This window comes from Micromonospora rifamycinica (genome assembly GCF_900090265.1).
Classification (GTDB): domain Bacteria; phylum Actinomycetota; class Actinomycetes; order Mycobacteriales; family Micromonosporaceae; genus Micromonospora; species Micromonospora rifamycinica.
The window spans coordinates 5685033-5707887 of record NZ_LT607752.1; the positions used below are offsets into that span (position 1 = coordinate 5685033).

The following is a 22855-nucleotide window of genomic DNA, read 5'->3' on the forward strand; positions in this document are numbered from 1 at the left end:
CCCCGCCCCTGCCCGGCCGGTCTGACAGCGGGGCGGGTAGTCCGGCAGCCGAAAGCCGGCCCGGCAGCCGGGCGGGTGGCCCGGGGTGGCACCCGCCCGGCTGCCGGGCCGGGTCAGCGTCGGCCGTAGAGCGCCTTGGTGACCTTGACGAGGCGGGCCACGTCGGTCGGGGTCCGCTCGAAGGTCATCGACGGCAGCAGCGACCGGGCCCGCCGCCTGGTGATCGACTTGGCCCGGCCGAACTCGCGCAACCCGTCCTCGCCGTGGATCCGGCCGAAGCCCGAGTCGCCCACCCCGCCGAAGGGCAGCGTGGACATCCCGGCGAAGGTGAGCGCCGAGTTGATCGACGCCATCCCCGAGCGCAGCCGTCGGGCGATCGACACCGCGTCGCGCCGGCCGAACACCGAACCCCCCAGGCCGTACGGCAGGGCGTTGGCCCGGCGGACGGCCTCGTCGGCGTCGGCGACCCGGCTGATGGTCACGGTGGGGCCGAAGGTCTCCTCGCGGACGGCCGAGGCGGACTCGGGGACGTCCACCAGCACCGTCGGGTGCACGTACGGCGGCTGCACGGCGCCGGGACCGCCCACCACCGCCCGCCCGCCGGCGGCGATGGCCTCGTCGATGTGCCGGCGGATCACGTCGAGCTGGCTCGGCATGGTGATCGGGCCGAGGTCGGCCCCGTCCGCGCCGACCGTCAGCCGTTCGGCGCGGGCGACCACCTTGCCGACGAACTCGTCGTAGACCGGTGCCACCGCATAGACCCGTTCGATGCCGATGCAGGTCTGGCCGGCGTTGGTCAGCGCGCCCCAGACGCAGGCCTCGGCGGCGGCGTCCAGGTCGGCGTCGGCGGCCACGATCATCGCGTCCTTGCCGCCGGCCTCCAGCAGCACCGGGGTCAACGACTCGGCGCAGGCCGCCATCACCCGGCGGGCGGTCGCGGTGGAACCGGTGAACGCCACCTTGTCCACCCCCGAGCGGCACAGTGCCGCGCCGACGTCGCCGAGGCCGTGCACCGCGGTGAAGACCGGTTGCTCCGGCACCACCTCGGCGAACGTGTCGACCAGCCACTGGCCGACGACCGGGGTGTACTCGCTGGGCTTGAGGACGACCGCGTTGCCGGCGGCCAGCGCGTACGCGGCGGAGCCGACCGGGGTGAAGACCGGGTAGTTCCACGGGCCGATCACCCCGACCACGCCGTGCGGCTGGTATTCGAGGTGGCCGGAGAACTCGGCGAGGATCACGCGGGACCGGACCCGGCGGGGGCCCAGCACCCGGCGGGCGTTGCGGGCCGACCAGTCGATGTGCTCGACGGCGGTGAGGACCTCGACGACCGCGTCGCCGACCGGCTTGCCGCCCTCGACGTGGACCAGTTCGGCCAGTTCCTCGATCCGCTGGGCGAGCAGTGCCCGCCAGCGCAGCAGCCGCGTACGGCGGCCGTCGAAGCCGAGCCCGGCCCACCACTGCCCGGCCGTCCGGGCGGCGGTGACCGCGGCGGCCACCTGTCCGGCGGTGGCGACCGGTAGGCTTCCGGCTTCGCGGCCGGTGGCGGGACTGGTCGACACCAGTCGACCCTCGGCGATGACCGGGACACCCGGGACCTGCACAGCCGTCATGGCGGAAGTCTAGACCCGGAGGCTACCGGCCGGTAGTTGTGAGCAGTCCTCGTCTATGGCTCGCCGGCCGCCTGTTCGGTGGACGACAGGTGTCCGCCAGGGGTCGCGGAGATGACCGGGCGGGTGGTGAGGTGGTCACGCGGAGCTGGCAGGCTGACGGCGGGCGACTCTGGGAGAGCGGACTGTTCATGCAGGATCATCCGGAACTCATGCCGCTGTTGACGGTGGCCGGTGGGCCGATGCGGGGGGCGAGCTTCCGCGTCCGGCCCCAGCCACAGGTGATCGGCCGGGCTCCGACCGCCGACATCGCGGTCGCCGACGCGCACCTGAGCCGGCGGCACGCCGAGGTGCGGCTGACCGACGCCGGGGTGGTCCTGACCGACCTGGCGTCGACCAACGGCACCTGGCTGAACGACCGGCGGATCACCGGATCCGAGCCGCTCACCGACGGCGACGTGATCCGGCTGGGCCGTACCGAGCTGCGCTACTTCGACCCCGGGCTGGCCACCACCGACCCGGTCGGCCTGCGTTTCAGTGGGGGCACCGGAGGGCGTCGGGACCACCGGCCGACGCTGCCGTTGCCGCCGCGCGTCCCCGGCCCGACCGATGCCCTGCCGGCCGCCCCGGTCGGCGGCGGCACGCAGGCCTGACCGCGCCGGTACCGGGTACGGCCGTACCGCCCACCCGCGCCGCCCCGCACCCCGCCGGACCGTGCGGACCTGCCGTCCCTCGTCCCCGTGGCGGGACTTGGTGGCCGCACCCACCCCGGATGACCCGACGATGGGTCGGCGGCCCATCCGATCTCGTCGGCACCCCGACCACCCCGGACTTCGCCGGCACCGGGGCGGGCGCCGCCAACGCCGACTTCGTGTCCCGGCTCGCCGCCGGTGACCGGGGTGTGGACACCCCGACCAGCCCCCGCGCCGTGCTCCGGGCCGCCTACGTGGCGGATCCGGCCCGGCTGGCCGGGCGGACAGGCGTGCCCACCGCAGCCGATGGTCGGTCAGACCCGGGCGGTGCTGGAGCGGTACGCCGCCGCCGGCGGCCGGTACCGGGAGGCGGCCCTGCCGGACGGCGGGCACAGCCCGCACCTGGAACGCCCGGCCGAGTTCGTCGCCGAACTCCTGGCCCCGGCCGAGGCGGTCACCGTGCCCTCACCGAGGGCCGGTGTGGCGTGGCGTGGCAGAATCCGGCGGACAACCTTAGCGTTCGTTAACGTCGGCGACGGAGCGTTCGTCGCCGTCGGCGACGGCGGAGTCAACCAGGGAGGCCTGTCGTGGCGCGGGAGTTCACCAGGGTGGGCGTGGTGGGTCTGGGCACCATGGGTGCCGGCATCGTCGAGGTGTTCGCCCGCAACGGCGTCGACGTCGTCGCGGTGGAGATCTCCGAGGCGGCCCTGGCGCGTGGCCGGGCCACCCTCGCCCGGTCGACCGACCGGGCGGTGGCGAGGGGCAGGCTGGCCGAGGCCGACCGGGATGCCCTGCACGCCCGGGTCGACTTCCAGGTCGGGCTGGACGCGCTGAACGCGGTCGACCTGGTGGTCGAGGCGGTCCCCGAGCAGCTCGACCTCAAACGGCGGATCTTCGCCGAGCTGGACCGGGTCTGCCGGCCCGACGCCATCCTCGCCACCAACACCTCGTCGCTGAGCGTCACCGACATCGCGGTCGCCACGAACCGGCCCCGGCAGGTCGTCGGCCTGCACTTCTTCAACCCGGCACCGGTGATGAAGCTGGTCGAGGTGGTCCGCACGGTGATCACCGCCGACGAGGTGGTCGACGACGTCGAGGCGCTCTGCGTCCGGCTCGGCAAGGTCGCCGTCACCATCGGCGACCGGGCCGGCTTCATCGCCAACGCCCTGCTGTTCGGCTACCTCAACCACGCGGTGAGCATGTTCGAGGCCCGGTACGTCACCCGGGAGGACCTCGACGCGGCGATGCGGCTCGGCTGCCGGCTGCCGATGGGTCCGCTCGCCCTGCTGGACCTGATCGGGCTGGACACCGCGTACGAGATCCTGAACACCATGTACCGGCGCGGCGGGCGGGACCGCCGGCACGCCCCGGCGCCGCTGCTGCGGCAGCTGGTCACCGCGGGGCTGCTCGGCCGTAAGTCCGGACGCGGCTTCTACACCTACGACAGGCCCGGCTCGTCGACGGTCGTACCCGACGAGTGGACCCCGGCCGCGACCCCCGCCGGTGCCGACGGCGCGCGGGAGGTCACCCGGGTCGGCGTCGTCGGGGCGGGGGCACTGGCGGCCGGCCTCGTCGGTCTCTTCGGCCGGGCCGGCTACCAGGTGGTCTCGGTGCCCGGCGGTGCGCAGGAGCCCGCCGGGACCGGCGCAGGGGAGTCCGCCGGGATCGGCGGGGCGGTCCGGGACTCGCTCGACGAGGAGGTGCGGCGGGGCGGCCTCGACGGGGCCGACCGGGACGCCGCCCTGGCCCGGATCACCTGGTCGGCGACCCTGGAGCAGCTCGCCGACGTCGACCTGGTGGTCGAGGCGGTCGCCGGGGGGCCGGGCGTCGAGCAGACACTGTTCACCAGCCTCGACGAGATCTGCAAGCCGGGCGTGCTGCTCGCCACCACCGGCTCGTCGCTGCCGGTGATCGAGGTGGCGATGGCCACCGGGCGCCCCGCCGACGTGCTCGGCCTGCACTTCGTCGACCCGACGGCGGCGGTGCCGCTGGTAGAGGTGGTCCGCACGGTCCGTACCTCGGCGGAGGCCACCGCCACCGCCCGCGCGGTCTGCGCCGCGCTCGGCCGGACCGCTGTGGTCTGCGGCGACCGGGCCGGCTTCGTGGTCGACGCGCTGCTCTACCCGTACCTCAACGACGCGGTGCGGATGCTGGAGGCCGGCTACGCCACCGCCGACGGCATCGACCACGCGATGACCCTCGGCTGCGGCTACCCGACGGGTCCGTTCGCGCTGCTCGACGCGATCGGCCTGGACGTGGCGCTGGCCGCGCAGCGGGCGCTCTACCGGGAGTCGCGCGAGCCGGGCCTCGCCCCCGCGCCGCTGCTGGAGCACCTGGTGACCGCCGGCTACCTGGGCCGGGGGACCGGCCGGGGCTTCCGCGACCACACCCGGCGCTGATCCGGATCCCGGCGGCGGTGCCGGCCGACGACCTCACCCGGCCGGCGACCTGGAGGTGACCGTAACCTTGGCAAGGTGAGCCCCCGTCGCAACCGTCCCCGCCGCGAGGACCCCACCCAGCTGGACGCCGACCGGGCCCGGCAGGGCGTGGAATCGGTGCAGCAGTGGCGCGACGGCGAGTGGCAGGTCCGCGGGATCAGCGGCGGGGCCTCGGTCAAGACGTACCGCTGCCCCGGTTGCGACCAGGAGATCCGCCCCGGGGTGGCGCACCTGGTGGCCTGGCCGGCCGACGGCGCGGGTGACCTGACCGACCGGCGGCACTGGCACCGTGGCTGCTGGCGGGCCCGGGACCGCCGGGGGCCGAACCTGCTGCGTGGCCGGGGCGCTCCCCGGTACGGGTGACCCGGTTTGCGGCCGGACGGGCGACCTGGATCACGTCGTTTCCTACCCGGGCGAGCGACCGGCGCGACTTCACGTCAGACTTGGGTGGTGAGCACACCGATCCGCGCGTCGTCGATCCTGCCCGGCCACCGGGAGGACATCGAGCTGCACACCGCCGACGGCCTGCGGCTCGTCGGTGAGCTGTCCCGCCCGGTCGACCGGCCGCCGGTGGGCACCCTGGTCTGCCTGCACCCGCTGCCCACCCACGGCGGGATGATGGACAGCCACATCTTCCGCAAGGCGGCCTGGCGGTTGCCCGCCCTGGCCGACCTGGCGGTGCTCCGGTTCAACACCCGGGGCACCAGCAGCGTCCGGGGCACCAGCGAGGGAGCCTTCGACAACGCGGTGGGCGAGCGCTTCGACGTGGCCGCCGCGATCGAGTACGCCGAGTTCCACGAGCTGCCCAACATCTGGCTGGTCGGCTGGTCGTTCGGCACCGACCTGGCCGTCAGGTACGGCTGTGACCCGGCGGTGGCCGGGGCGATCCTGCTCTCGCCGCCCCTGCGTTTCTCGAAGCCCGAGGACCTGGCCGTCTGGGCGGAGTCGGGTCGGCCGCTGGTCGCGCTGGTGCCCGAGTTCGACGACTACCTGCGCCCCGACGAGGCCCGGGAACGCTTCGCGGTGGTGCCGCAGGCCGAGGTGGTCGGCGTGCCGAAGGCCAAGCACCTCTGGGTGGGCGACGCCGAGCGGGTGCTCGACGAGATCGTCCGGCGGGTGAACCCGGCGCTGCCGCTGCCCCTGCCGACCAGCTGGGACGGCCCGGTCGAGACCGGCAACGTCAGCGCGTACGCCGACCGTACGGTGGCCGCCTTCGCCGACACCCCGGTGCCGGGCCCCGCCACCGACTGAGCGAGCCGCCGTCGCCCCGGTACGGCGTGAGCCGTCGTCGCCCCGATGGGGCGCAAGCCGTCGTCGCCCCGGTGGGGCGCGAGTCGTCGCGGCCCCCGGTGGGGCCTCAGCGGCGTTCCTGGCGGGGGAGCACCACCTCGCGCAGGATCAGCTGGAGGGCGGCGACCACCGGGATGGCGATCAGCGCGCCGACCACCCCCATCAGGGCCACCCCGAGCAGCGCGGCGAGCAGCGCGGCCACCTCGTTGACCTGCACCGAGCGCCGCATGATCTTGGGGTAGATGAGGTAGTTCTCCACCTGCTGGTAGAGCACGAAGAAGACCGCGCAGGCGATACCGATCGGCAGCCCGGTGGCGAACCCGACCAGACTGACGATCACCGCGCCGAGGGTGGCCCCGATCTGCGGGATCAGGTCGGTCACCGCCACCACCACGGCCAGCGCGAACGGGTAGGGCAGCTCGACCACCAGCGCGAAGACGAAGGTGCTCGCACCGGCCAGGACCGCGATGCTCAGCGCCCCCACCATGTACGCGCCGACCTTGGCCAGGATCTCGTCGCCGATCAGGCTGACCCGCTGCCGGCGTGACCTCGGCACCAGGGCGTAACCGAGGTCGCGCAGCCGGTCGAAGTAGGCCAGGAAGTAGATCGTCAGCACCAGCACGGTGAGCACCCGGAAGATGGTCCCGAAGATCAACTGTGCGCCGCCGAGGACCCCGCCGAGCGCCCGGCCGACGGTGTCCGCGTTCGCCAGTTCCTGCACCCGCTGCATCACGTCGTACCGCACCACGAGGTCGTTGACCGTTCGGTTGCGGCGCAGCTCCTCGACGTAGCTGGGCAACTGGTCGATGAACTGCCCGGTCTGCGTCAACACCGGCGGCACCAGCGCCACCAACCCGGCGACGATCAGCAGGATCAGGGTCAGCACCACCACCGTCACGGCCAGGCCGTGCGGCAGCCCCCAACGCCGCAACCGGACCACGGCCGGGTTGAGCCCCACCGCCAGGAAGAGCGCGATCACCACCAGGACCAGGATCCCGTCGGCGTTGCGGATCCCCAGGAACACGGTGTACGCCAGCAGCACGCCGAGCGCGCCGGTGAAGCCGACCAGGAAACTGCTGCGGCGCAACGGTCGACCGGGCCGACCGAACCGCCCCGAGCCGAGGGCGGTCGATTCGGCGGACCGGTGGTCCTCCCGGTCGCCGCCCACCGCCACATCGCCCGGCCCGACCTCCGCTGTGCGGGTGACGCCGCCCCCGTGCCTGGTCGGGGCGTCGCCCGCCGGCCCGGCCGGGGTGTCGCCGTGCCCGGTCGGAGTGTCGCTCATCGGTCCCGTCATGGTGCCCCCCTGCCGGGTCGGGGTGTGGCCGCCTTGCTCGGTCGGGGTGGCGTCCGCCGGCCCGGTCGGGGTTCCGCCGTCCGGCCGGGTCGGTGGGGTCGACCGGCCGGGTCGGCCCGACGCCGGCTCCGGGCCGGGCCGGGGCGCCGGCAGGCCCCGGGAGGCGTCGTCCCGGGTCACGTCGTCGCGCGCCGGGTCCTGCTGTGTCACCGAGCCTCCCTGCCGTACCCGGACCGCCGCCGGCGCTCCGGTCTCGCTCCGGTGCCGCGCACCGGGGCAGCCCGCCCGGTCCAGGTTGCTGGACACCTACCGTACGAGCCCCTGCCCGCAGGGTAGTGGCCGCCCGCCGGCACCGGCCACCCGGCCCGTCGGGGCAGCCGACCCGGCCACCCGGCCCGTCGGGGCAGCCGACCCGGCCACCCGGCCCGTCGGGGCAGCCGACCGGCCGCCGCGGGTCACTCCGACTCGACTGTCACCGTGCTCGGTGTGGCGCTGCGTTCGTCGGTGGTCGGCTTGGTGGGCCGCTTGCCGTTCTCACCGGTGCTGGTGATCTTCGTCGGGGTGGCCTCCCGGCCGGCGGTGCCCGGCACCGCGGCGACGGTCGGCTCGCCGTCCACCCCGGCGCTGGCCGTCCCTCCGTCCACCGTGGTCACCGGCTCCGCCTTCGGTTTCCTGCCGTTGCCGCGGGAACCCGTCCCGGGCCGGCCGCCGTCCGGCACCGCCGCGTCGAGGACCGCCGGTGCGGTGGCGCGCACCCGGAGCTCGGTGACCTCCCGCTGGAGTTCGTCGTGCTCCTGCCGCGCCTGCCAGGTCTCCTGACGCAGGTCGGCCAGCTGCTGCTGGGCCTGGGCGATCTCCAGCATCACCCGGGCGAGCTGCTGCCGGCCCGCCGCCGCCTCCTGCTGGGTGGCGGCGAGGTGCTGCTGGGTGGTGGCCAGGTGCTGCTGGGTGGTGGCCGCGTACTCGTCGAACTGCCGGCGCGAGGCGGCGACGTGCTCGTCGGCCTGGCGACGCTTGTCGGCGGTCTCCCGCTCGGCCCGGTCGCGCAGCTCGGCGGTCTCCTGTTCCACCCGCCGACGCAGCTCGGTGGTCTCCTGCTCGGCCGTGCGGCGCAGCGTCGCCGCGTCCGCCTCGGCGGCCCGGCGGATCTCCGCCGCGCCCTGCTCGATCTCGTCGCGCCGGGCGGTCCACTCCCGCTCCAGCTCCGCCTGCCGGGCCTGGTGCTGCTGCGCCAACTCGTCGTGCCGGGCCTGGTGCTTGCGGTCCAGCTCGTCGCGGCGCTTGGCGAACTCCTGCTCGACGGCGGCGCGACGCTGGGCCAGCTCCCGGTCGGCGGCCTCCCGCCGACCGTTGACCTCCTGCTCCACCCCCGCGCGCCAGGCGCCCAGCTCCTGCTGCGTCTGGGCACGGGACTGCCGGACGTACTCCTCGGTCTCGGTGTGCATCCGCTGCACGTACGCCTCGGCCTCGGCCCGGCTGCGCTTTGCCGCCTCGGTCGCCTCGGTGACCAGCCGGTGCGCCTCCTGGCGGGCCTGGTTCCGGGTCGCCTTCGCCGCCTCGCCGGCGTCGTCGGTGACCTGCTTCGCCTCCTGCTGCGCCCTGGCGTGGGTGGCCCGGCTGGTCTCGGTGGCCGTCTCGGTGAGCCGCCTGGCCTCCTGCTGCGCCTTGGTGTGCACCTCCTTGGCGGCGTCCCGCAGGTCGGTGGCCTCCTTCTGGGCCTTGGCCAGCGCCGCCTTGGCCATCTCGCGGAGCTTGGCGGCCTCCTGCTGGGCCCGGCTGTGGATCTCCCGAGCGGTGTCGCGGAGCTGGGTGGCCTCCTGCTTGGCCTTCTCCAGGGCCTCCCGGGCGGTGCTCCGCAGCCGGTTCGACTCCTCCTCGGCGGCGGCGCGCAGCCGGTTCGACTCCTCTTCGGCGGTGGCGCGCAGCAGGGTCGACTCGTCCCTGGCGGTGGCGCGCAGCCGGCCGGCCTCCTGCTTGGCCGTACGCACGGCGGCGTCCGCCTCGGCCTTGCGGGCGCTCGTGTGCCGCTCCTCCTCGGCCCGCCGGGCGGCAAGCGCGATCTCGAAGTCCTTGAGTGCCCTGGCGGCCTGCTCGCGGGCCTCGACGATGATGTGCTCGGCGGCGGCCCGGCGGGCCTCGATCTCCTCGTTGGCGGCGACCAGGATGGCGTCCGCCTGCTCCTCGGCGAGGGCGAGGATCTGCTCGACCCGGGGGCCGAGATGTTTGAAGGAGGCCCGGTCCACCACGCCGACCTGCTTGCGCACCTGGGCGAGATCCCGCTGGAGGTGCTCGACCTGGCCGGCCAGCTTGTGGATCTGGGTGTACGCCTGTTCCCGCTCACCCGTGAGGGTGGTGATCTCGTGCTCCGCGCGAGCGACGTACCGGTCGACCTGTCGTTTGTCGTATCCCCGCAGGGCGGACTCGAAGCTGGGCTCCGTGGTCACATCCCCGCCGAGAGCGAACAGTTCCTCGCCGTGCGACATGCCCCCATCCTCACACGCATCCGGCCCTCCTGGGGCGATACGGACGCCGCTGTGGGGAGCTGTTTCACTGTGGTCGCGCGACAGGGTGTCACAGCGGGAAAACGGGCGCGGCGCGGGGGTCCACCGGTCTTCCGGTGTCCGCCCGCGCCGCGACACATGCCCCGTCGATGCAGTCGGTCAGCTGGCGGTCTCCGCGGTGGCCCGGGACTCGGCGTCGGCCTTGGCCGGCTCCGCCTTGGCCGGCGCGGCGGCCGGCTGCTGGGCCGGCACACCCGGCACGATCCCGGCCAGGCCGGAGAGCATCTGGCCGAGCTGGGAGGTGACCGCGTCCTTCTGGCGGGTGAGGTCCTCCACCTCGCGGCGGGCCGCCTGGGTGGTCAGGTCCGCCTCGGTACGCGCCTCGGTGAGCAGCCGCTTCGCCTCGGCCTTGGCCTCGTTGAGGGTCTTCTCGGACAGCGCCTTGGCCTTGTCGACGGTCTCGTTGGCGGTGCGCTCGGACTCGATCCGGCGGGCCTCGGCGCGCTGCTCGATCTCCTTGGCGCGCTCCTGGGCGGCCCGTGCCCGCTGCTCGGCCTCGCCGACCAGCTTCTGGGTCTGCGCCACCTGGGCGGCGTGCCGCTCCGACTCCTCGCGCTCGGCCTTCTCCCGGCGCTCGGCGAGCTGCAGCTCCAGGGCCTGGAGGTCCTTGTCCCGCTTGTCGCGGGCGTCGGTGAGCAGCTTGGTCGCCTCGGCGCGCTTCTCCTCGGCCTCCCGGGCCGCCTTCGCCCGCTGCTGGGTGATCTCCCGCTCGGCGGTGGCGCGCAGGGTGGCGACCTCACGCTCGACGGTCGACTTCAGCTCGGCCACCTCGTGCGCGGTGACCGTACGCAGCTGCTTGGTCTCCCGGTCGGCGTCGGCGCGCAGCGTGTCGGCCTCCCGACGGGCCTGCACCCGGGCCTCGGCGGCCTCCCGCTCGGCGGCGGTACGGACGGTGCCGGCCTCCCGCTCGGCGGTGGCCTTCATCGCGGCGGCCTCCGCGCGGGCCTTGTCGGTGATCTCCCGCGCCTCCAGCCGGGCGGCGGAGAGGATCCCCTCGGATTCGCGCTTGGCCTCGTTGCGGTGGTCGTTGGCCTGCTCCTCGGCCAGCCGGAGAATCTGCTCGACCCGGGTGCCGAGACCGGAGAGGGTCGGCCGGCTGTTCTCCTCGAGCTGCTTGTTGGTGTCGGTGAGCTTCTGCTCGAGCGCGGCCTGCCGCTGCTCGGCCTGGCGGAGCCGACGCTGGGCGTCGTTCATCCGCTGCTCGGCCTCGGCGCGGGCCTGCTCCGACTGGGTCAGCGCGGCCGTCATCCGGCCGAGGAAGTCGTCGACCTGGTGGGTGTTGTATCCGCGCAGGCCGACCGTGAAGTCCGGCTGAGAGTTCGCGTTATCGAAGAACGCGAGAGGGGAGGACTGCTGCTGGGGCATTGGGACATACTCGCAGACCCACCGGGGTCGTTCGCAAGAGCGGTGCCGAGCTTTCGTGTCCTCTTTACAGGGTCTGCCGGATCGTCGCCCCGATCCGGCCCATAGGGCGATCTTGCCAGGTCCCGGCAGTGCCCCGAGCCCTCATCGGGACGACGGAACACGTCACCTGCGGCCCCTTTACCACCACTCTCCCGAACCCTACTCCCACCAATCCCCCACCCCTCATGCCTCAGCCCCCAACCCCGCTCACCCGCGCCGCGCCCGCGCGCGCCCCACCGCTCGGTTGATCAAGAGGTTCGCGTCAGGCCGATCGGAAAACCTGACGTAAACCTCTTGATCAACGTCGACGGGCGCGGGCGGGCGGGCGGGGGCGGGGCGGGGGCGAGGGCGGGCGGTAGCGGGGGTGGGGGTCAGTGGGGGGTGGGGGCGGGTTCCACGAGTTCTATGAGGACGCCGCCGGCGGCCTTCGGGTGGACAAAGTTGACCCGGGAGTTGGCGGTGCCGCGCTTCGGGGTGTCGTAGAGGAGCCGGACGCCGCGTTCGCGCAGCGTCGCGCAGGCGGCGTCGATGTCGGCCACGGTGTAGGCGAGCTGTTGCAGGCCGGGGCCGTTGCGGTTGAGGAACTTGGCGATGGTCGACTCCGGCGTGAGCGGGGCGAGCAGCTGCACGCAGCCGCCCTCGGCGGTCGGGCCGACCGCCATCATCGCCTCGCGGACACCCTGCTCGGTGTTGGTCTCCTCGTGGATGCAGCGCATCCCGAAGGTGCGCTGGTAGAAGTCGATCGCGACGTCCAGGTCGGGGACCGCCACGCCGACGTGGTCGATACGGCGCAGCCCGATGTCTGTGACGCAGTCGGCAGCGGGCTCGACGGGGGAGTTCTCAGCCATGAGGCTAGTCTGGCCGAACAGCCGTTAAGGCGTACAGTTCGGTACCCCCTCGGAGGCAGGCAGTGGCATCGGTGATCGTCAGCGGCGCGCGGACCCCGATGGGCCGGCTGCTGGGCAACCTCAAGGACCTCCCGGCGACGAAGCTCGGCGGGATCGCGATCAAGGCGGCCCTGGAGCGCGCCGGGGTCGCCCCCGACCAGGTGCAGTACGTGATCATGGGCCAGGTGCTCCAGGCGGGTACCGGGCAGATCCCGGCCCGGCAGGCGGCCGTCGAGGCCGGCGTCCCGATGTCGGTGCCCGCGCTGACCATCAACAAGGTGTGCCTCTCCGGCCTGGACGCGATCGCCCTGGCCGACCAGCTCATCCGGGCCGGCGAGTTCGACATCGTGGTGGCCGGCGGCATGGAGTCGATGACCAACGCCCCGCACCTGCTGCTCGGCCAGCGCACCGGTTACAAGTACGGCGACGTCACGATCAAGGACCACATGGCCCACGACGGCCTCAGCGACGCCTGGGACTGCTGCTCGATGGGCGAGTCCACCGAGCGGCTCGGCGCCCGGCACGGCATCACCCGGACGGAACAGGACGCGTTCGCCGCGGCCAGCCACCAGCGGGCCGCGGCCGCCCAGAAGAACGGGCACTTCGCCGACGAGATCACCCCGGTGGTCATCCCGCAGCGCAAGGGTGAGCCGCTGGTGATCACCGAGGACGAGGGCATCCGGCCGGACACCACCGTCGAGTCGCTGGCCAAGCTGCGGCCGGCGTTCGCCACCGACGGCACGATCACCGCCGGCTCCTCGTCGCCGATCTCGGACGGCGCGGCGGCGGTCGTGGTGATGAGCAAGGCCAAGGCGAACGAGCTGGGCCTGACCTGGCTGGCCGAGGTCGGCGCGCACGGCAACGTGGCCGGCCCGGACAACTCCCTGCACTCGCAGCCGTCGAACGCCATCCAGCACGCCCTGAAGAAGGGGGGCCTGAGCATCGAGGACCTCGACCTGATCGAGATCAACGAGGCGTTCGCCCAGGTCGGCATCCAGTCCGCGCGGGACCTCGGGGTCAGCACCGACAAGATCAACGTCAACGGCGGGGCCATCGCGCTCGGTCACCCCATCGGGATGTCCGGCGCCCGGCTGGTGCTCACCCTCGCGCTGGAACTCCAGCGGCGCGGCGGCGGCACCGGCGCGGCGGCGCTCTGCGGCGGCGGCGGCCAGGGCGACGCGCTGATCATCCACGTCCCCGCCGACGCCCGGAGCTGACCGGCCGTCGAGCCTGGCAGTGAGGGTTGGCGAGCACCGCAGTCGTGAGTGAAGGTGACCCAGTGAGTGTCGAGAACGCCCCCACCGTGGCCGCCGTCGGGGTGCGCCGAAGTCGGGACGTACCGATGCTGGTGCGACGGGCGCGCGAGGGTGACCCCCGGGCGGTGGCCCGGCTGATCACCCTGGTCGAGTCCGGTGACGCGGTGCTGCCGCAGGTGGCGGCGGCGCTCGCGCCGTACGCCGGGCAGGCCCAGGTGGTCGGGTTGACCGGCTCTCCGGGGGTGGGCAAGTCGACCACCACCAACGAGCTGGTCCGGGCGCTGCGGGCGGCCGGGCGGCGGGTCGGGGTGCTGGCCATCGACCCGTCCAGCCCGTTCACCGGCGGGGCGATCCTCGGCGACCGGGTGCGGATGCAGGACCACGCCACCGACCCGGGCGTCTACATCCGGTCGATGTCCAGCCGGGGCCACCTCGGCGGGCTCTCCGCGGCGACCCCGCAGGCGGTCCGGGTGCTGGAGGGCGCCGGCTGCGACGTGGTGCTTGTGGAGACCGTCGGCGTCGGCCAGGCCGAGGTGGAGGTGGCCTCCCTCGCCGACACCACGCTGGTGCTGCTCGCCCCGGGCATGGGTGACGCGATCCAGGCGGTCAAGGCGGGCATCCTGGAGATCGCCGACGTCTTCGTGGTCAACAAGGCCGACCGGGACGGCGTTGACGCCACCGTCCGCGACATCCAGGGCATGATCGCGCTGGGCGAGCGTGGGCCGGGCGAGTGGCGTCCGCAGGTGGTCCGGTCGGTCGCCGCGCGCGGCGAGGGGATCGACGACGTCGCCGCCGCGATCGACAAGCACCGCGCCTGGCTGGAGCAGCACGACCAGCTCCGCCTACGTCGGGAGAAGCGGGCCGCCGCCGAGATCGAGGCGATCGCGCTGGGCGCCCTGCGCGCCCGCATCGGTTCCCTGCGCGACGGTACGCAGCTGAGCACGCTCGCCGCGAAGGTGGCCGAGGGTGCCCTCGACCCGTACGCGGCGGCGGACGAGTTGTTGGCCCAGCTCAGCTCCTGACCCACCGCCCCCTGCCCATCCTCGCTCCCACCCCGCCCCCACCGCGGCGATCATGGAGTTGTGGTGCCAGAAGAAAGCCGCGAAAGCAGGCATCCGCGGCACCATAACTCCATGATCGTCGGCTGGGGTGGTGGCTTGTAGGGTTCGGGGGTCATTGGGTGCGGGTGGGGGAGGGGCAGGGGTGTCGATGGATCACGAGGCGACGCAGGAGTTGTCGGTGACGGCGGACGCGGTGGCGGGCGGGACCACGCAGGTCTCCGACGAGGTGGTGGAGAAGATCGCGGTGGCCGCCGCGAAGTCCGTCCCCGGGGTGGCCGAGCTGGGTGGTGACGTGGCCCGGTTCTTCAACGCCGTGCTCGACAGGGTTGGGTTGGACCGGGTGGGCGACGCCCGACGGGGCTGCTCGGCGCATGTCACCAACGGCGCGGTCGTGGTCAACCTGGTCCTGGTGATCTCTGCAGGCCACCCGGTACCCCAGGTCACCGACGCGGTCCGGGCTGCCGTCACGGCAGCCGTCGAGTCGTACGGCCTCCGCGCCGACGAGATCAACATCCGGGTCGACGACGTAGCCTTGAGCGATTCAGGAGCATCCGTCGCCTGAGTGGCCGGGTGTGCAACGGCGAAGCCCCCTGTCTCCGCGAGGGAGGCCAGGGGGCTGCGTTGGTCCGGTCAGCTTGGTTGCAACTCGCGGATGTGCTGCTGGCTCGGCGCGAACCGTGGCCACTCCGCCGTGTTGCAGCCAGCCGCATGCAGGGCGGTGCGCAGGTCCATCATGAAGCCGGCACCAGCGATGTTGAAGTCGGCCGCCTCCACCGTCGTCTCGAACTCGGCGTACCGCTCGGTCAGTCTGGCGGCGAGGTCGACGTCCGCACGTCCGATGGCACCCAGTTGATCCATCACCTCGTCCAGGAACGCCTCGAACTGCTCGTCGGTGCCCTCCGGGTCGGAGAAGAAGGTCATCTCGGCAGCGAGACGAATCTCGATCTTCATTTGTCCTCCCAACAAGTCACTCGATGGAGCTGTGCCCGCATGTTCCGCAGGTAGTTTGGGTCAGATGGCGTCGTCGACATGGTCTTCATGCACTTGCACGGATTCGGGCACTTCAGCTTGAAGTGCTTGTTTCCCCCACCTGCGACGGTCCAACCGGCCCGCTCTGCCTCCTTCAGTAGATCCTCGTATGCACCGCCCTTAGCGTGACGTGGTCGTGTCACTGGGTAAACGCCTTCTCTGCTGCAATGGTGGCACGGGCGCTACGCCAGGGGAACCGCCATCCGGCTATGTCACGCTGAGTGGTGAAGCCTTCCTGGGCAGGGGTCTGGCCAGGCACTCTCTGTGTGCGGGCGATGGCATGCATAGATCAGCCTCCCTGAAGTCTGGCGAAGTTGGTCGGACATGGGCCTGCCCCAGGGCAGCCCGGCCGAGTGATGCCGGCGAGGTAGCAACCGCCGAACCCGGCAAGAGAGGCCATTATTCAGACACCAGGGTCGCAGTCGCAATATTCTTCCCTGTCGGGTAGCTGTCGCTCAGCCGGCCCGATGTCGGTCGACGGCCTACCGGCCGACGAGATCAACATGGCCGATGTGGTGCTGAAATTGGTTCAGGTGCATTAGCCGGCTGGGTGGTCTGAACGGGAAGCCCAGATGGTGGCCCTGTCGCAGTCCCCTGGATGGATTCCCTGTCTACGCGAACCGGTAAGCTCTTTCCTTCGGCGAGGGGCGACGGAGGCGGCGTGGGCGACCGGGTGATTGACAACCCCATCATCAACTCGCCCTACGAGGCACCCAGCCGATACTTCGATTTTGACCGGGACGGCATCACCGATCGGGTGCTCGATGGTCGCCGTCCGTCCAGCTTCTTCATTCCGGTGCCCCGGCCACGCAAGCGCGGCGGCCAGATGGAGCTGACCGTCTTCACCCAGGACGACATCACCCAGAACCGGCAGGTGAACGAGGTAGGACTTCGCGACGGTTGCCGAGCAGCGTCAGGTCGGCCGGCTGCCGATCCTCATGGTCCGGATGAACGCGGACCTCGCCATGGGCGACACGCTGCTCAAGAAGACCGGCACGGCCAACCTCTTTACGGTGTTCGGTGAGCCGGACATCGCCACCGACTCGACCCGGGACGGGCTGGTGGTCGACATCCGGGGAGTGGACGTCTACAACCCCACCACCGGCGAGCTACGCGGCGACGGCGGCACCGACGACATCGCCATGTGGATGCTCGACACCGCCTATGACGAGGAAGAGTTCTTCGTCCGGCACATCTACTTCGCCGGCAGCGAGGGCAAGCCGGATGCCCTTGATCCCTACACTCGACTGCGCAAGGCGCTCCGGAACGACATCGACGAGTCGGCGTGGGCGTCGCTCTACTCCACCCGCTCCCGCCCCTTCCCGCGCCCCGACTCCGGCAAGATCGCGGTAAAGGTCATCAACCACTACGGCGACGAGGTACTCAAGGTCTACGACGTCTGACGGATCAGGATGGTCGCCGCAGCAGCGGCCACCCTCTCGGTCGCTTGGGCCAGCTCGGTCCGGCGGCTCAGTCGTGTTTCGGTCGGATCAGTTCGACCTCGTCGCCCGGTAGCAGTTCCACGTCGCCCTGCGGGCCGTGGACTTCGAGGATCGGTACGCCCTCGTCGAGCTGCATGCTGCGCCGCTCCGCACCACTCGGCATCCGCGTGATCACCCTCGCGCCTCCCGCCAACTCCACCCTCCTGCGCTGTGGCAGATCGCGAACCCGTGTTCCGAAGGGTCGGCTGGTGGTGACCAGTCCCTCCGATCGCAGCAGCGCGATGGCCATCCGGACGGCGTCACGGCCGATCCCGTACTCCTGGCTCAACCGGGTCTCGCTGCCGACGCTCGACCCAGCCGGCAGGTCACCGGATTCGATCTGCCCCCGAAGGAGTTCGGCGAGCTGCACGTAGACCGGCGTGTGTGAGCGCGGATCGATGGTCATCCCGCAAGCCTTATGCCCCCGTTGCCGCCTTCGAACAAGGCTTCATTGCAATGATGGATTGTGGCCACGTTGAATCGTTGCTACTTTCTCTTGTGGCAACGCGTGCTCGTGAGGTTACGAAGGGTGTTCACTCCTTCGGGTTCGCTGGCTGGTTGAGCTGCTCCGCCGCCGTACTGCCGACGAGGGCTGCGGTCGCGGGGCGGGGTGGGTCCGCCCGTGCGAGGCGGGCGGGCGGACCCACCCCTTCCAGCCCGTGCGACCCCAATCCCTGCGACTGTGCGTCTTTGGATGGCGAACCCCTGTGGCAGTGAATTCCCAGCGACACAACCCAACCCCCAATACAGAGAGGTGGATCGTCGTGCGGTTGATCCTCCGTTTACTCGGTCGACCCGGGTGGACCCGGCACCCCCGCCGGCCGCGCTGCTACCGCTCGGCTGCCTACCGCCCGCTGCGGCCGTGGCAGGTGCGGGAGTGGCAGTTCCGCTGGACCCGATTCGGTCGGCGTGGGCTCGACCCGGCGGAGGTGCAGGAGTTCCTCGACCGGGTCGCCGTCGACCTGGCCGCCGCCTACCAGGCGCTCGGCGACAGCCGGCACGAGGCCGCCCGGGTTCGGGACGCGCTGCGCCGCTGGCAGTCCGCGCAGTTCCGGCAGCGGGTGAACGAGGGGTGGTACCGGTGACCGCCGGCCGGGAGCGGTTCGTCGTCCACCTGCCCGTGGTCGCCGTGGACCTGCCCGGTGCCGTCCGGCTGGCCCGGGTGCTGGCCCGCTGGGCGGGGGTGCTCGCCCAGGCCGACCCCGGCGAGACCACCGTGTCGGCGGAGGACGAGCAGGGCGTACACCATCGGGTCTTCTGTGACCTGCGGCTGGACACCGGCCGACGCTGCCTGCTGCGCGCCGACCACGACGGCCCCTGCTCCCGCCGACCGGCTACCGTCCGGTACGAGTTTCCTTAGCGATCGTTCAGGTTTTCGTTCTACACTCGGGGCTCGGTCGAGGACTCGAGGAGGAGCCCCGCGGATGAACGCCGACGAGATCGCCGCCGGACGGGCGCGCTGGCAGGCCCGGTACGACGCCGCGCGCAAGCGGGACGCGGACTTCACCACCCTGTCCGGGGCCACCGTGCAACCGGTGTACGGACCACCCGAGGGGACCGCGTACCCCGGGTTCGAGCGGATCGGCTGGCCGGGCGAGTTCCCGTACACCCGGGGGTTGCATCCGACCGGCTACCGGGGTCGGGCCTGGACGATCCGGCAGTTCGCCGGGTTCGGCAACGCCCAGCAGACCAACGAGCGGTACAAGATGATCCTGGGCGCCGGCGGCGGTGGGCTCTCCGTCGCGTTCGACATGCCGACCCTGATGGGGCGCGACTCCGACGACCCGCAGGCGCTCGGCGAGGTCGGGCACTGCGGGGTCGCGGTGGACACCGCCGCCGACATGGAAGCGCTCTTCGACGGCATCGACCTGGCCGGCGTCACCACCTCGATGACCATCTCCGGCCCGGCGGTGCCGGTCTTCTGCATGTACCTGGTCGCCGCCGAGCGGCAGGGCGTCGACCCGTCCCGGCTGGACGGCACGTTGCAGACCGACATCTTCAAGGAGTACATCGCGCAGAAGGAATGGCTGTTCGACCCCGAGCCGCACCTGCGCCTGATCGGCGACCTGATGGAGTACTGCGCCGCGGAGATCCCGCGCTACAAGCCGTTGTCGGTCTCGGGCTACCACATCCGCGAGGCCGGCTCGACCGCCGCGCAGGAGTTGGCGTACACCCTGGCCGACGGGTTCGGCTACGTCGAGCTGGGGCTCTCGCGCGGGCTCGACGTCAACGTCTTCGCCCCGGGGCTAAGCTTCTTCTTCGACGCGCACCTGGACTTCTTCGAGGAGATCGCCAAGTTCCGGGCCGCCCGCCGGATCTGGGCCCGCTGGCTGCGCGACGTCTACGGCGCCACCAGCGAGAAGGCCCTCTGGCTGCGGTTCCACACCCAGACCGCCGGGGTGTCGCTGACCGCGCAACAGCCGGTCAACAACGTGGTACGCACCGCGGTGGAGGCTCTCGCGGCGGTGCTCGGCGGCACCAACTCGCTGCACACCAACGCCCTCGACGAGACGTTGGCCCTGCCCACCGACGAGTCCGCTGAGATCGCCCTGCGCACCCAGCAGGTGCTGATGGAGGAGATCGGGGTGACCAACGTGGCCGACCCGCTCGGCGGCTCCTGGTACGTCGAGGCGCTCACCGACGCCATCGAGGCCGAGGCGGAGGAGATCTTCGCCCGGATCCGCCAACTCGGCGGCGACGGGCCGCACCGGATCGGCCCGATGACCTCCGGCATCCTGCGCGGCATCGAGGACGGCTGGTTCACCGGCCACATCGCCGAATCGGCCTTCGTCTACCAGCAGGCCCTCGAAAAGGGCGACAAGAAGATCGTCGGGGTCAACTGCCACACCGGTACTGTCGCCAAGGAGCTGGAGATCCTGCGTATCTCGCACGAGGTGGAGCTGGAGCAGCGCCGGGTCCTCGCCGGGCGTAAGGCCGCCCGCGACGACGCGGCGGTGACGGCGGCGGTGACCCGGATGATCGAGGTCAGCCGCACCGGCGGCAACATGATCCCGCCCATGCTCGACGCCGTCCGCGCCGAAGCCACCCTCGGTGAAATCTGCGACGCCCTACGCGCCGAATGGGGCACCTACCGCGAACCCCCCCGCTTCTGACCCCCACCCGCCCTCCCCTCTCCACCCTCCCCACCCTCTCCACTCTCCCCACCCTCCCCACACCCGCCCCCCTCACCCAACCTCCCTACTCGCCCCGCCCGCCGCACCCTCCCTGCGCCCCACCCTCCCCACCCGCCGCACCCTCCCATTGCCCCGCCCGCCCCCGCCCCCGGCCCCGCCCGCCCCACCCGCCCTACGGTCGATCATGGAGTTGTGGCGGCGGCAGATCCGGATAAAAGGGGCGCTGCGCCCACCGCAACTCCATGATCGACGGAGTGGGGGGTGGGGGAGGGTGCGGGGTGGGGGGAGAGGGGGAGGGCGCGGGGTGGGCGGGGAGGGGGAAAGGAGGAAGGGGGAGAGGAGGAAGGGCGAGGGGAGGGGAGAGGAGGAAGGGCGAGGGGAGGGGAGAGGAGGAAGGGCGAGGGGAGGGGAGAGGAGGAAGGGGGAGGGGGAGGTGAGAGTGGCAACTGTGGGCGTTGCGGCTGAGCTGAGAACGCTGGGGCTCGTGCGAGACTAGGTAACCATGAGCGACCCACGGATCACCTCGTCGATCTTCACCCGCGGCGCGGTCGACCTCAGCGCGCTGCGCGGCACCGCCCCGGCCAGTTCCCGTCCCGCCACACCGAGCCAGACCGGCGCACCCACCGGGGTGCCGGGTGGCCCCGCCGCAGCTGGCGGCGCCCTCGACGTGACCGAGGCGAACATCCAGGCCGAGGTGCTCGAACGATCGTTGACCACCCCGGTGGTGGTCTTCTTCGGCGCGGCCGGCTACCCCGACAGCGACCAGTTCGCCCCGGTGCTGGAGCGGTTGGCGGCCGAGGGCGCCGGCCAGTGGGTTCTCGCCCGGGTGGACGTCCAGGAGAATCCCCGGATCGCGCAGATGTTCCAGATCCAGGCGATCCCGACCGTCTACGCGGTCGTCGGTGGGCGGCCGATCGACGCCTTCCCCGGCGTGATCCCCGAGCCGCAGCTGCGCCAGTGGCTCGCCGCCGTGCTGAAGGCCGGTGGGGTCACCGTGGCCGAGCCGGAGGACCCGCGCCTCGACGAGGCCGACGACGCGTTGATGAGCGGCGACCTGGACGCCGCCGAGCAGGCGTACCGCAAGATCCTGGCCGAGTCCCCGGCGGACGCCGCGGCCGAGGCCGGGCTGGCCCAGGTCGGGGTGGCCCGGCGGGTCGCGGGTGCGGACCCGCAGGCCGCGCTGGCCGCCGCGCAGGCCAACCCCGACGACGTCGACGCGCAGCTGCTCGCCGCCGACATCGAGGTGCTCAGCGGGATGGCCGAGCAGGCGTACGCCCGGCTGGTCGGGCTGGTCCGCCGGAGCAGCGGCGACGACCGGGACCGGGCCCGCCAGCACCTGGTCTCGCTGTTCAGCATCGCCGGCCCGGACGACCCCGCCGTGGCCTCCGCCCGACGTGCCCTGGCCAGCGCCCTGTTCTGAACCCCTGACACCCGTGCGGGCCGGCCACCCGGCCGGCCCGCCGACCATCGAGGACGGGAGCCTGTGATGCGCCGAATCGCCGTCCTCGACGCGCCGACCAATCTCGGTCTGCGCCCGCCCACCGCCACCTCCGTCCCCGGCTGTGGCAAGGCCCCCGGGGCGCTGCGCGACCACGGCCTGCTGGCCCGGCTGGGCGCGCGGGACGCCGGCTGCCTCACCGCCCCCCGGTACGACCCGGGCGACTGGCGGCCCGGCGACGGGGTCTGTCACGCCCGGGAGATCTCCGGCTACTCGACGGTGCTCGCCGACCGGATCGGCGCGATCATCGACCGGGGCGAGTTCCCCCTGGTCCTCGGTGGGGACTGTTCGGTGCTGCTCGGTTCGGCCCTGGCCATGCACCGGCTCGGCGAGGCCGTCGGCGGGCGGATCGGGCTGGTCTTCGTCGACGGCCACTCCGACTTCCGGCACCCCGGCAACGCCTCGTACGTCGGTGCGGCGGCCGGCGAGGACCTGGCCCTGGTCACCGGGCGCGGGCAGGCCGACCTGGCCGCCATCGAGGGCCGCCGACCGTACTTCCGGGACATCGACGTGGTGGTGCTCGGCATCCGGGCGCAGGACGAGTACCGCCTCGACCTCCAGGCCGCCGGGATCACCACCCGACCGGTGCCGGCGCTGCGCGCCGAGGGGGCCGCCCGCAGCGCCCAGTGGGCGCACGAGCAACTGGCCGACTGCGCCGGTTACTGGGTGCACATCGACGTGGACGTGCTGGACCCGGCGGTGATGCCGGCGGTGGACGCCCCCGACCCCGGCGGGATCGCCTTCGCCGAGCTGGAGATCCTGCTCGCCGGGCTGGTGGACACCCCGCACTGCCTCGGTGTGGAGCTGACCGTCTTCGATCCCGACTACGACCCGGACGGCGCGTACGCCGCCGAGATCGTCAACACCGTCGTCGCCGGGCTGGCCCCGGTCGTCGCCCCGGACGCGGTCGCGCCCCGCCTGCTGCCACCCCGGGCGGCCCACCCCGACCCGGTCCCGGCGCAGCCGGACCCGAGCGGGAGCGCAGGGCTGGCCGGCGGCGCAGGGCTGGCCGGCGGCGCAGGGCTGGCCGGCGGCGCAGGGCTGGCCGGCGGCGCAGGGCTGGCCGGCGGCGCAGGGCTGGCCGGCGGCGCAGGGCTGGCCGGCGGCGCAGGGCTGGCCGGGGAGCCGAACCCGGCCTGGGAGTCGGGGCGGGCCGGGCAGTTGGGTCGGGTCGAGGGGCAGGACCGGGCCGGGGAGCCGGGCGGCCGGGCCGAAGG

At 72.7% G+C, this 22855-nt stretch carries 20 protein-coding genes and 1 pseudogene; 14 read left to right on the plus strand and 7 right to left on the minus strand.

Annotated features, from left to right (window positions below):
• Positions 1 to 113: 113 nt before the first annotated feature.
• On the minus strand, positions 114 to 1613 hold the full coding sequence (locus GA0070623_RS24000) for an aldehyde dehydrogenase family protein (protein WP_067314960.1): 1500 nt from the start codon (positions 1611 to 1613) through the stop codon (positions 114 to 116).
• A 131-nt stretch (positions 1614 to 1744) separates the two neighbouring features.
• Between GA0070623_RS24000 and GA0070623_RS24005 the strand changes: the two genes are divergently transcribed.
• The 4 genes from GA0070623_RS24005 to GA0070623_RS24025 all read left to right on the plus strand — a co-directional run bounded on the left by GA0070623_RS24005 (position 1745) and on the right by GA0070623_RS24025 (position 5991).
• Positions 1745 to 2263 carry an FHA domain-containing protein gene (locus GA0070623_RS24005; protein ID WP_231932534.1) on the plus strand — a complete coding sequence of 173 codons (519 nt, stop codon included), beginning with the start codon at positions 1745 to 1747 and terminating at the stop codon, positions 2261 to 2263.
• Positions 2264 to 2889: 626 nt separating this feature from the next.
• Positions 2890 to 4701, plus strand: a complete 1812-nt coding sequence (locus GA0070623_RS24015; RefSeq protein WP_067314964.1) for a 3-hydroxyacyl-CoA dehydrogenase family protein — start codon at positions 2890 to 2892, stop codon at positions 4699 to 4701.
• 75 nt (positions 4702 to 4776) lie between these two features.
• Complete coding sequence (locus GA0070623_RS24020) at positions 4777 to 5103, plus strand: ATP/GTP-binding protein (RefSeq protein ID WP_067314966.1); 327 nt, start codon at positions 4777 to 4779, stop codon at positions 5101 to 5103.
• Positions 5104 to 5190: 87 nt separating this feature from the next.
• Positions 5191 to 5991 carry an alpha/beta hydrolase gene (locus GA0070623_RS24025; RefSeq protein WP_067314968.1) on the plus strand — a complete coding sequence of 267 codons (801 nt, stop codon included), beginning with the start codon at positions 5191 to 5193 and terminating at the stop codon, positions 5989 to 5991.
• Between the two features lie 106 nt (positions 5992 to 6097).
• On the opposite strand, the gene GA0070623_RS24030 is transcribed toward GA0070623_RS24025, so the two are convergent.
• The 4 genes from GA0070623_RS24030 to mce all read right to left on the minus strand — a co-directional run bounded on the left by GA0070623_RS24030 (position 6098) and on the right by mce (position 12140).
• A complete protein-coding gene (locus GA0070623_RS24030) occupies positions 6098 to 7327 on the minus strand; it encodes an AI-2E family transporter (RefSeq protein ID WP_084261614.1) in 1230 nt (409 codons plus the stop codon).
• A 455-nt stretch (positions 7328 to 7782) separates the two neighbouring features.
• On the minus strand, positions 7783 to 9810 hold the full coding sequence (locus tag GA0070623_RS24035) for a coiled-coil domain-containing protein (RefSeq protein ID WP_067314057.1): 2028 nt from the start codon (positions 9808 to 9810) through the stop codon (positions 7783 to 7785).
• 177 nt (positions 9811 to 9987) lie between these two features.
• Complete coding sequence (locus GA0070623_RS24040) at positions 9988 to 11253, minus strand: DivIVA domain-containing protein (protein WP_067314055.1); 1266 nt, start codon at positions 11251 to 11253, stop codon at positions 9988 to 9990.
• A gap of 410 nt (positions 11254 to 11663) precedes the next feature.
• Positions 11664 to 12140, minus strand: coding sequence for a methylmalonyl-CoA epimerase (gene mce, locus GA0070623_RS24045; protein WP_089004172.1), 477 nt, complete (start codon positions 12138 to 12140; stop codon positions 11664 to 11666).
• Between the two features lie 62 nt (positions 12141 to 12202).
• Here mce and GA0070623_RS24050 point away from each other — a divergent pair, with 62 nt between their 5' ends.
• The 3 genes from GA0070623_RS24050 to GA0070623_RS24060 all read left to right on the plus strand — a co-directional run bounded on the left by GA0070623_RS24050 (position 12203) and on the right by GA0070623_RS24060 (position 15058).
• A complete protein-coding gene (locus tag GA0070623_RS24050) occupies positions 12203 to 13396 on the plus strand; it encodes an acetyl-CoA C-acetyltransferase (protein ID WP_067314049.1) in 1194 nt (397 codons plus the stop codon).
• Positions 13397 to 13521: 125 nt separating this feature from the next.
• Complete coding sequence (meaB, locus tag GA0070623_RS24055; protein WP_231932862.1) at positions 13522 to 14457, plus strand: methylmalonyl Co-A mutase-associated GTPase MeaB; 936 nt, start codon at positions 13522 to 13524, stop codon at positions 14455 to 14457.
• 187 nt (positions 14458 to 14644) lie between these two features.
• Positions 14645 to 15058: an Asp23/Gls24 family envelope stress response protein gene (locus GA0070623_RS24060; protein WP_067314064.1), complete on the plus strand. Its 414-nt coding sequence runs from the start codon at positions 14645 to 14647 to the stop codon at positions 15056 to 15058.
• Positions 15059 to 15126: 68 nt separating this feature from the next.
• Here GA0070623_RS24060 and GA0070623_RS24065 read toward each other — a convergent pair whose 3' ends face one another.
• The gene (locus GA0070623_RS24065) at positions 15127 to 15447 is read right to left on the minus strand and encodes a hypothetical protein (RefSeq protein ID WP_067314045.1); all 321 of its coding nucleotides are present in this window, start codon (positions 15445 to 15447) and stop codon (positions 15127 to 15129) included.
• A gap of 739 nt (positions 15448 to 16186) precedes the next feature.
• Here GA0070623_RS24065 and GA0070623_RS30115 point away from each other — a divergent pair.
• The gene (locus GA0070623_RS30115) at positions 16187 to 16549 is read left to right on the plus strand and encodes a hypothetical protein (RefSeq protein ID WP_157746991.1); all 363 of its coding nucleotides are present in this window, start codon (positions 16187 to 16189) and stop codon (positions 16547 to 16549) included.
• Positions 16473 to 16928 (plus strand): hypothetical protein, encoded by a 456-nt coding sequence (locus GA0070623_RS24070; protein WP_157517637.1) that lies wholly within the window; start codon positions 16473 to 16475, stop codon positions 16926 to 16928. Before GA0070623_RS30115 ends, GA0070623_RS24070 begins: the two co-directional genes overlap by 77 nt.
• A gap of 67 nt (positions 16929 to 16995) precedes the next feature.
• Here GA0070623_RS24070 and GA0070623_RS24075 read toward each other — a convergent pair whose 3' ends face one another.
• On the minus strand, positions 16996 to 17412 hold the full coding sequence (locus tag GA0070623_RS24075) for a GntR family transcriptional regulator (RefSeq protein WP_067314041.1): 417 nt from the start codon (positions 17410 to 17412) through the stop codon (positions 16996 to 16998).
• Positions 17413 to 17770: 358 nt separating this feature from the next.
• Here GA0070623_RS24075 and GA0070623_RS24080 point away from each other — a divergent pair, with 358 nt between their 5' ends.
• The 5 genes and pseudogenes from GA0070623_RS24080 to GA0070623_RS24100 all read left to right on the plus strand — a co-directional run.
• Positions 17771 to 18091, plus strand: a complete 321-nt coding sequence (locus tag GA0070623_RS24080) for a DivIVA domain-containing protein (protein ID WP_084261559.1) — start codon at positions 17771 to 17773, stop codon at positions 18089 to 18091.
• On the plus strand, positions 18088 to 18366 hold the full coding sequence (locus tag GA0070623_RS24085; protein WP_067314060.1) for a hypothetical protein: 279 nt from the start codon (positions 18088 to 18090) through the stop codon (positions 18364 to 18366). The genes GA0070623_RS24080 and GA0070623_RS24085 overlap by 4 nt, the downstream gene beginning before the upstream one ends.
• Before the next feature lie 64 nt (positions 18367 to 18430).
• A complete protein-coding gene (locus tag GA0070623_RS24090; RefSeq protein WP_067314039.1) occupies positions 18431 to 20119 on the plus strand; it encodes an acyl-CoA mutase large subunit family protein in 1689 nt (562 codons plus the stop codon).
• A gap of 523 nt (positions 20120 to 20642) precedes the next feature.
• Complete coding sequence (locus GA0070623_RS24095; protein ID WP_067315845.1) at positions 20643 to 21560, plus strand: tetratricopeptide repeat protein; 918 nt, start codon at positions 20643 to 20645, stop codon at positions 21558 to 21560.
• A gap of 63 nt (positions 21561 to 21623) precedes the next feature.
• Positions 21624 to 22563, plus strand: a pseudogene (locus tag GA0070623_RS24100) (arginase family protein); the annotation flags it as partial.
• Positions 22564 to 22855 lie beyond the last annotated feature (292 nt).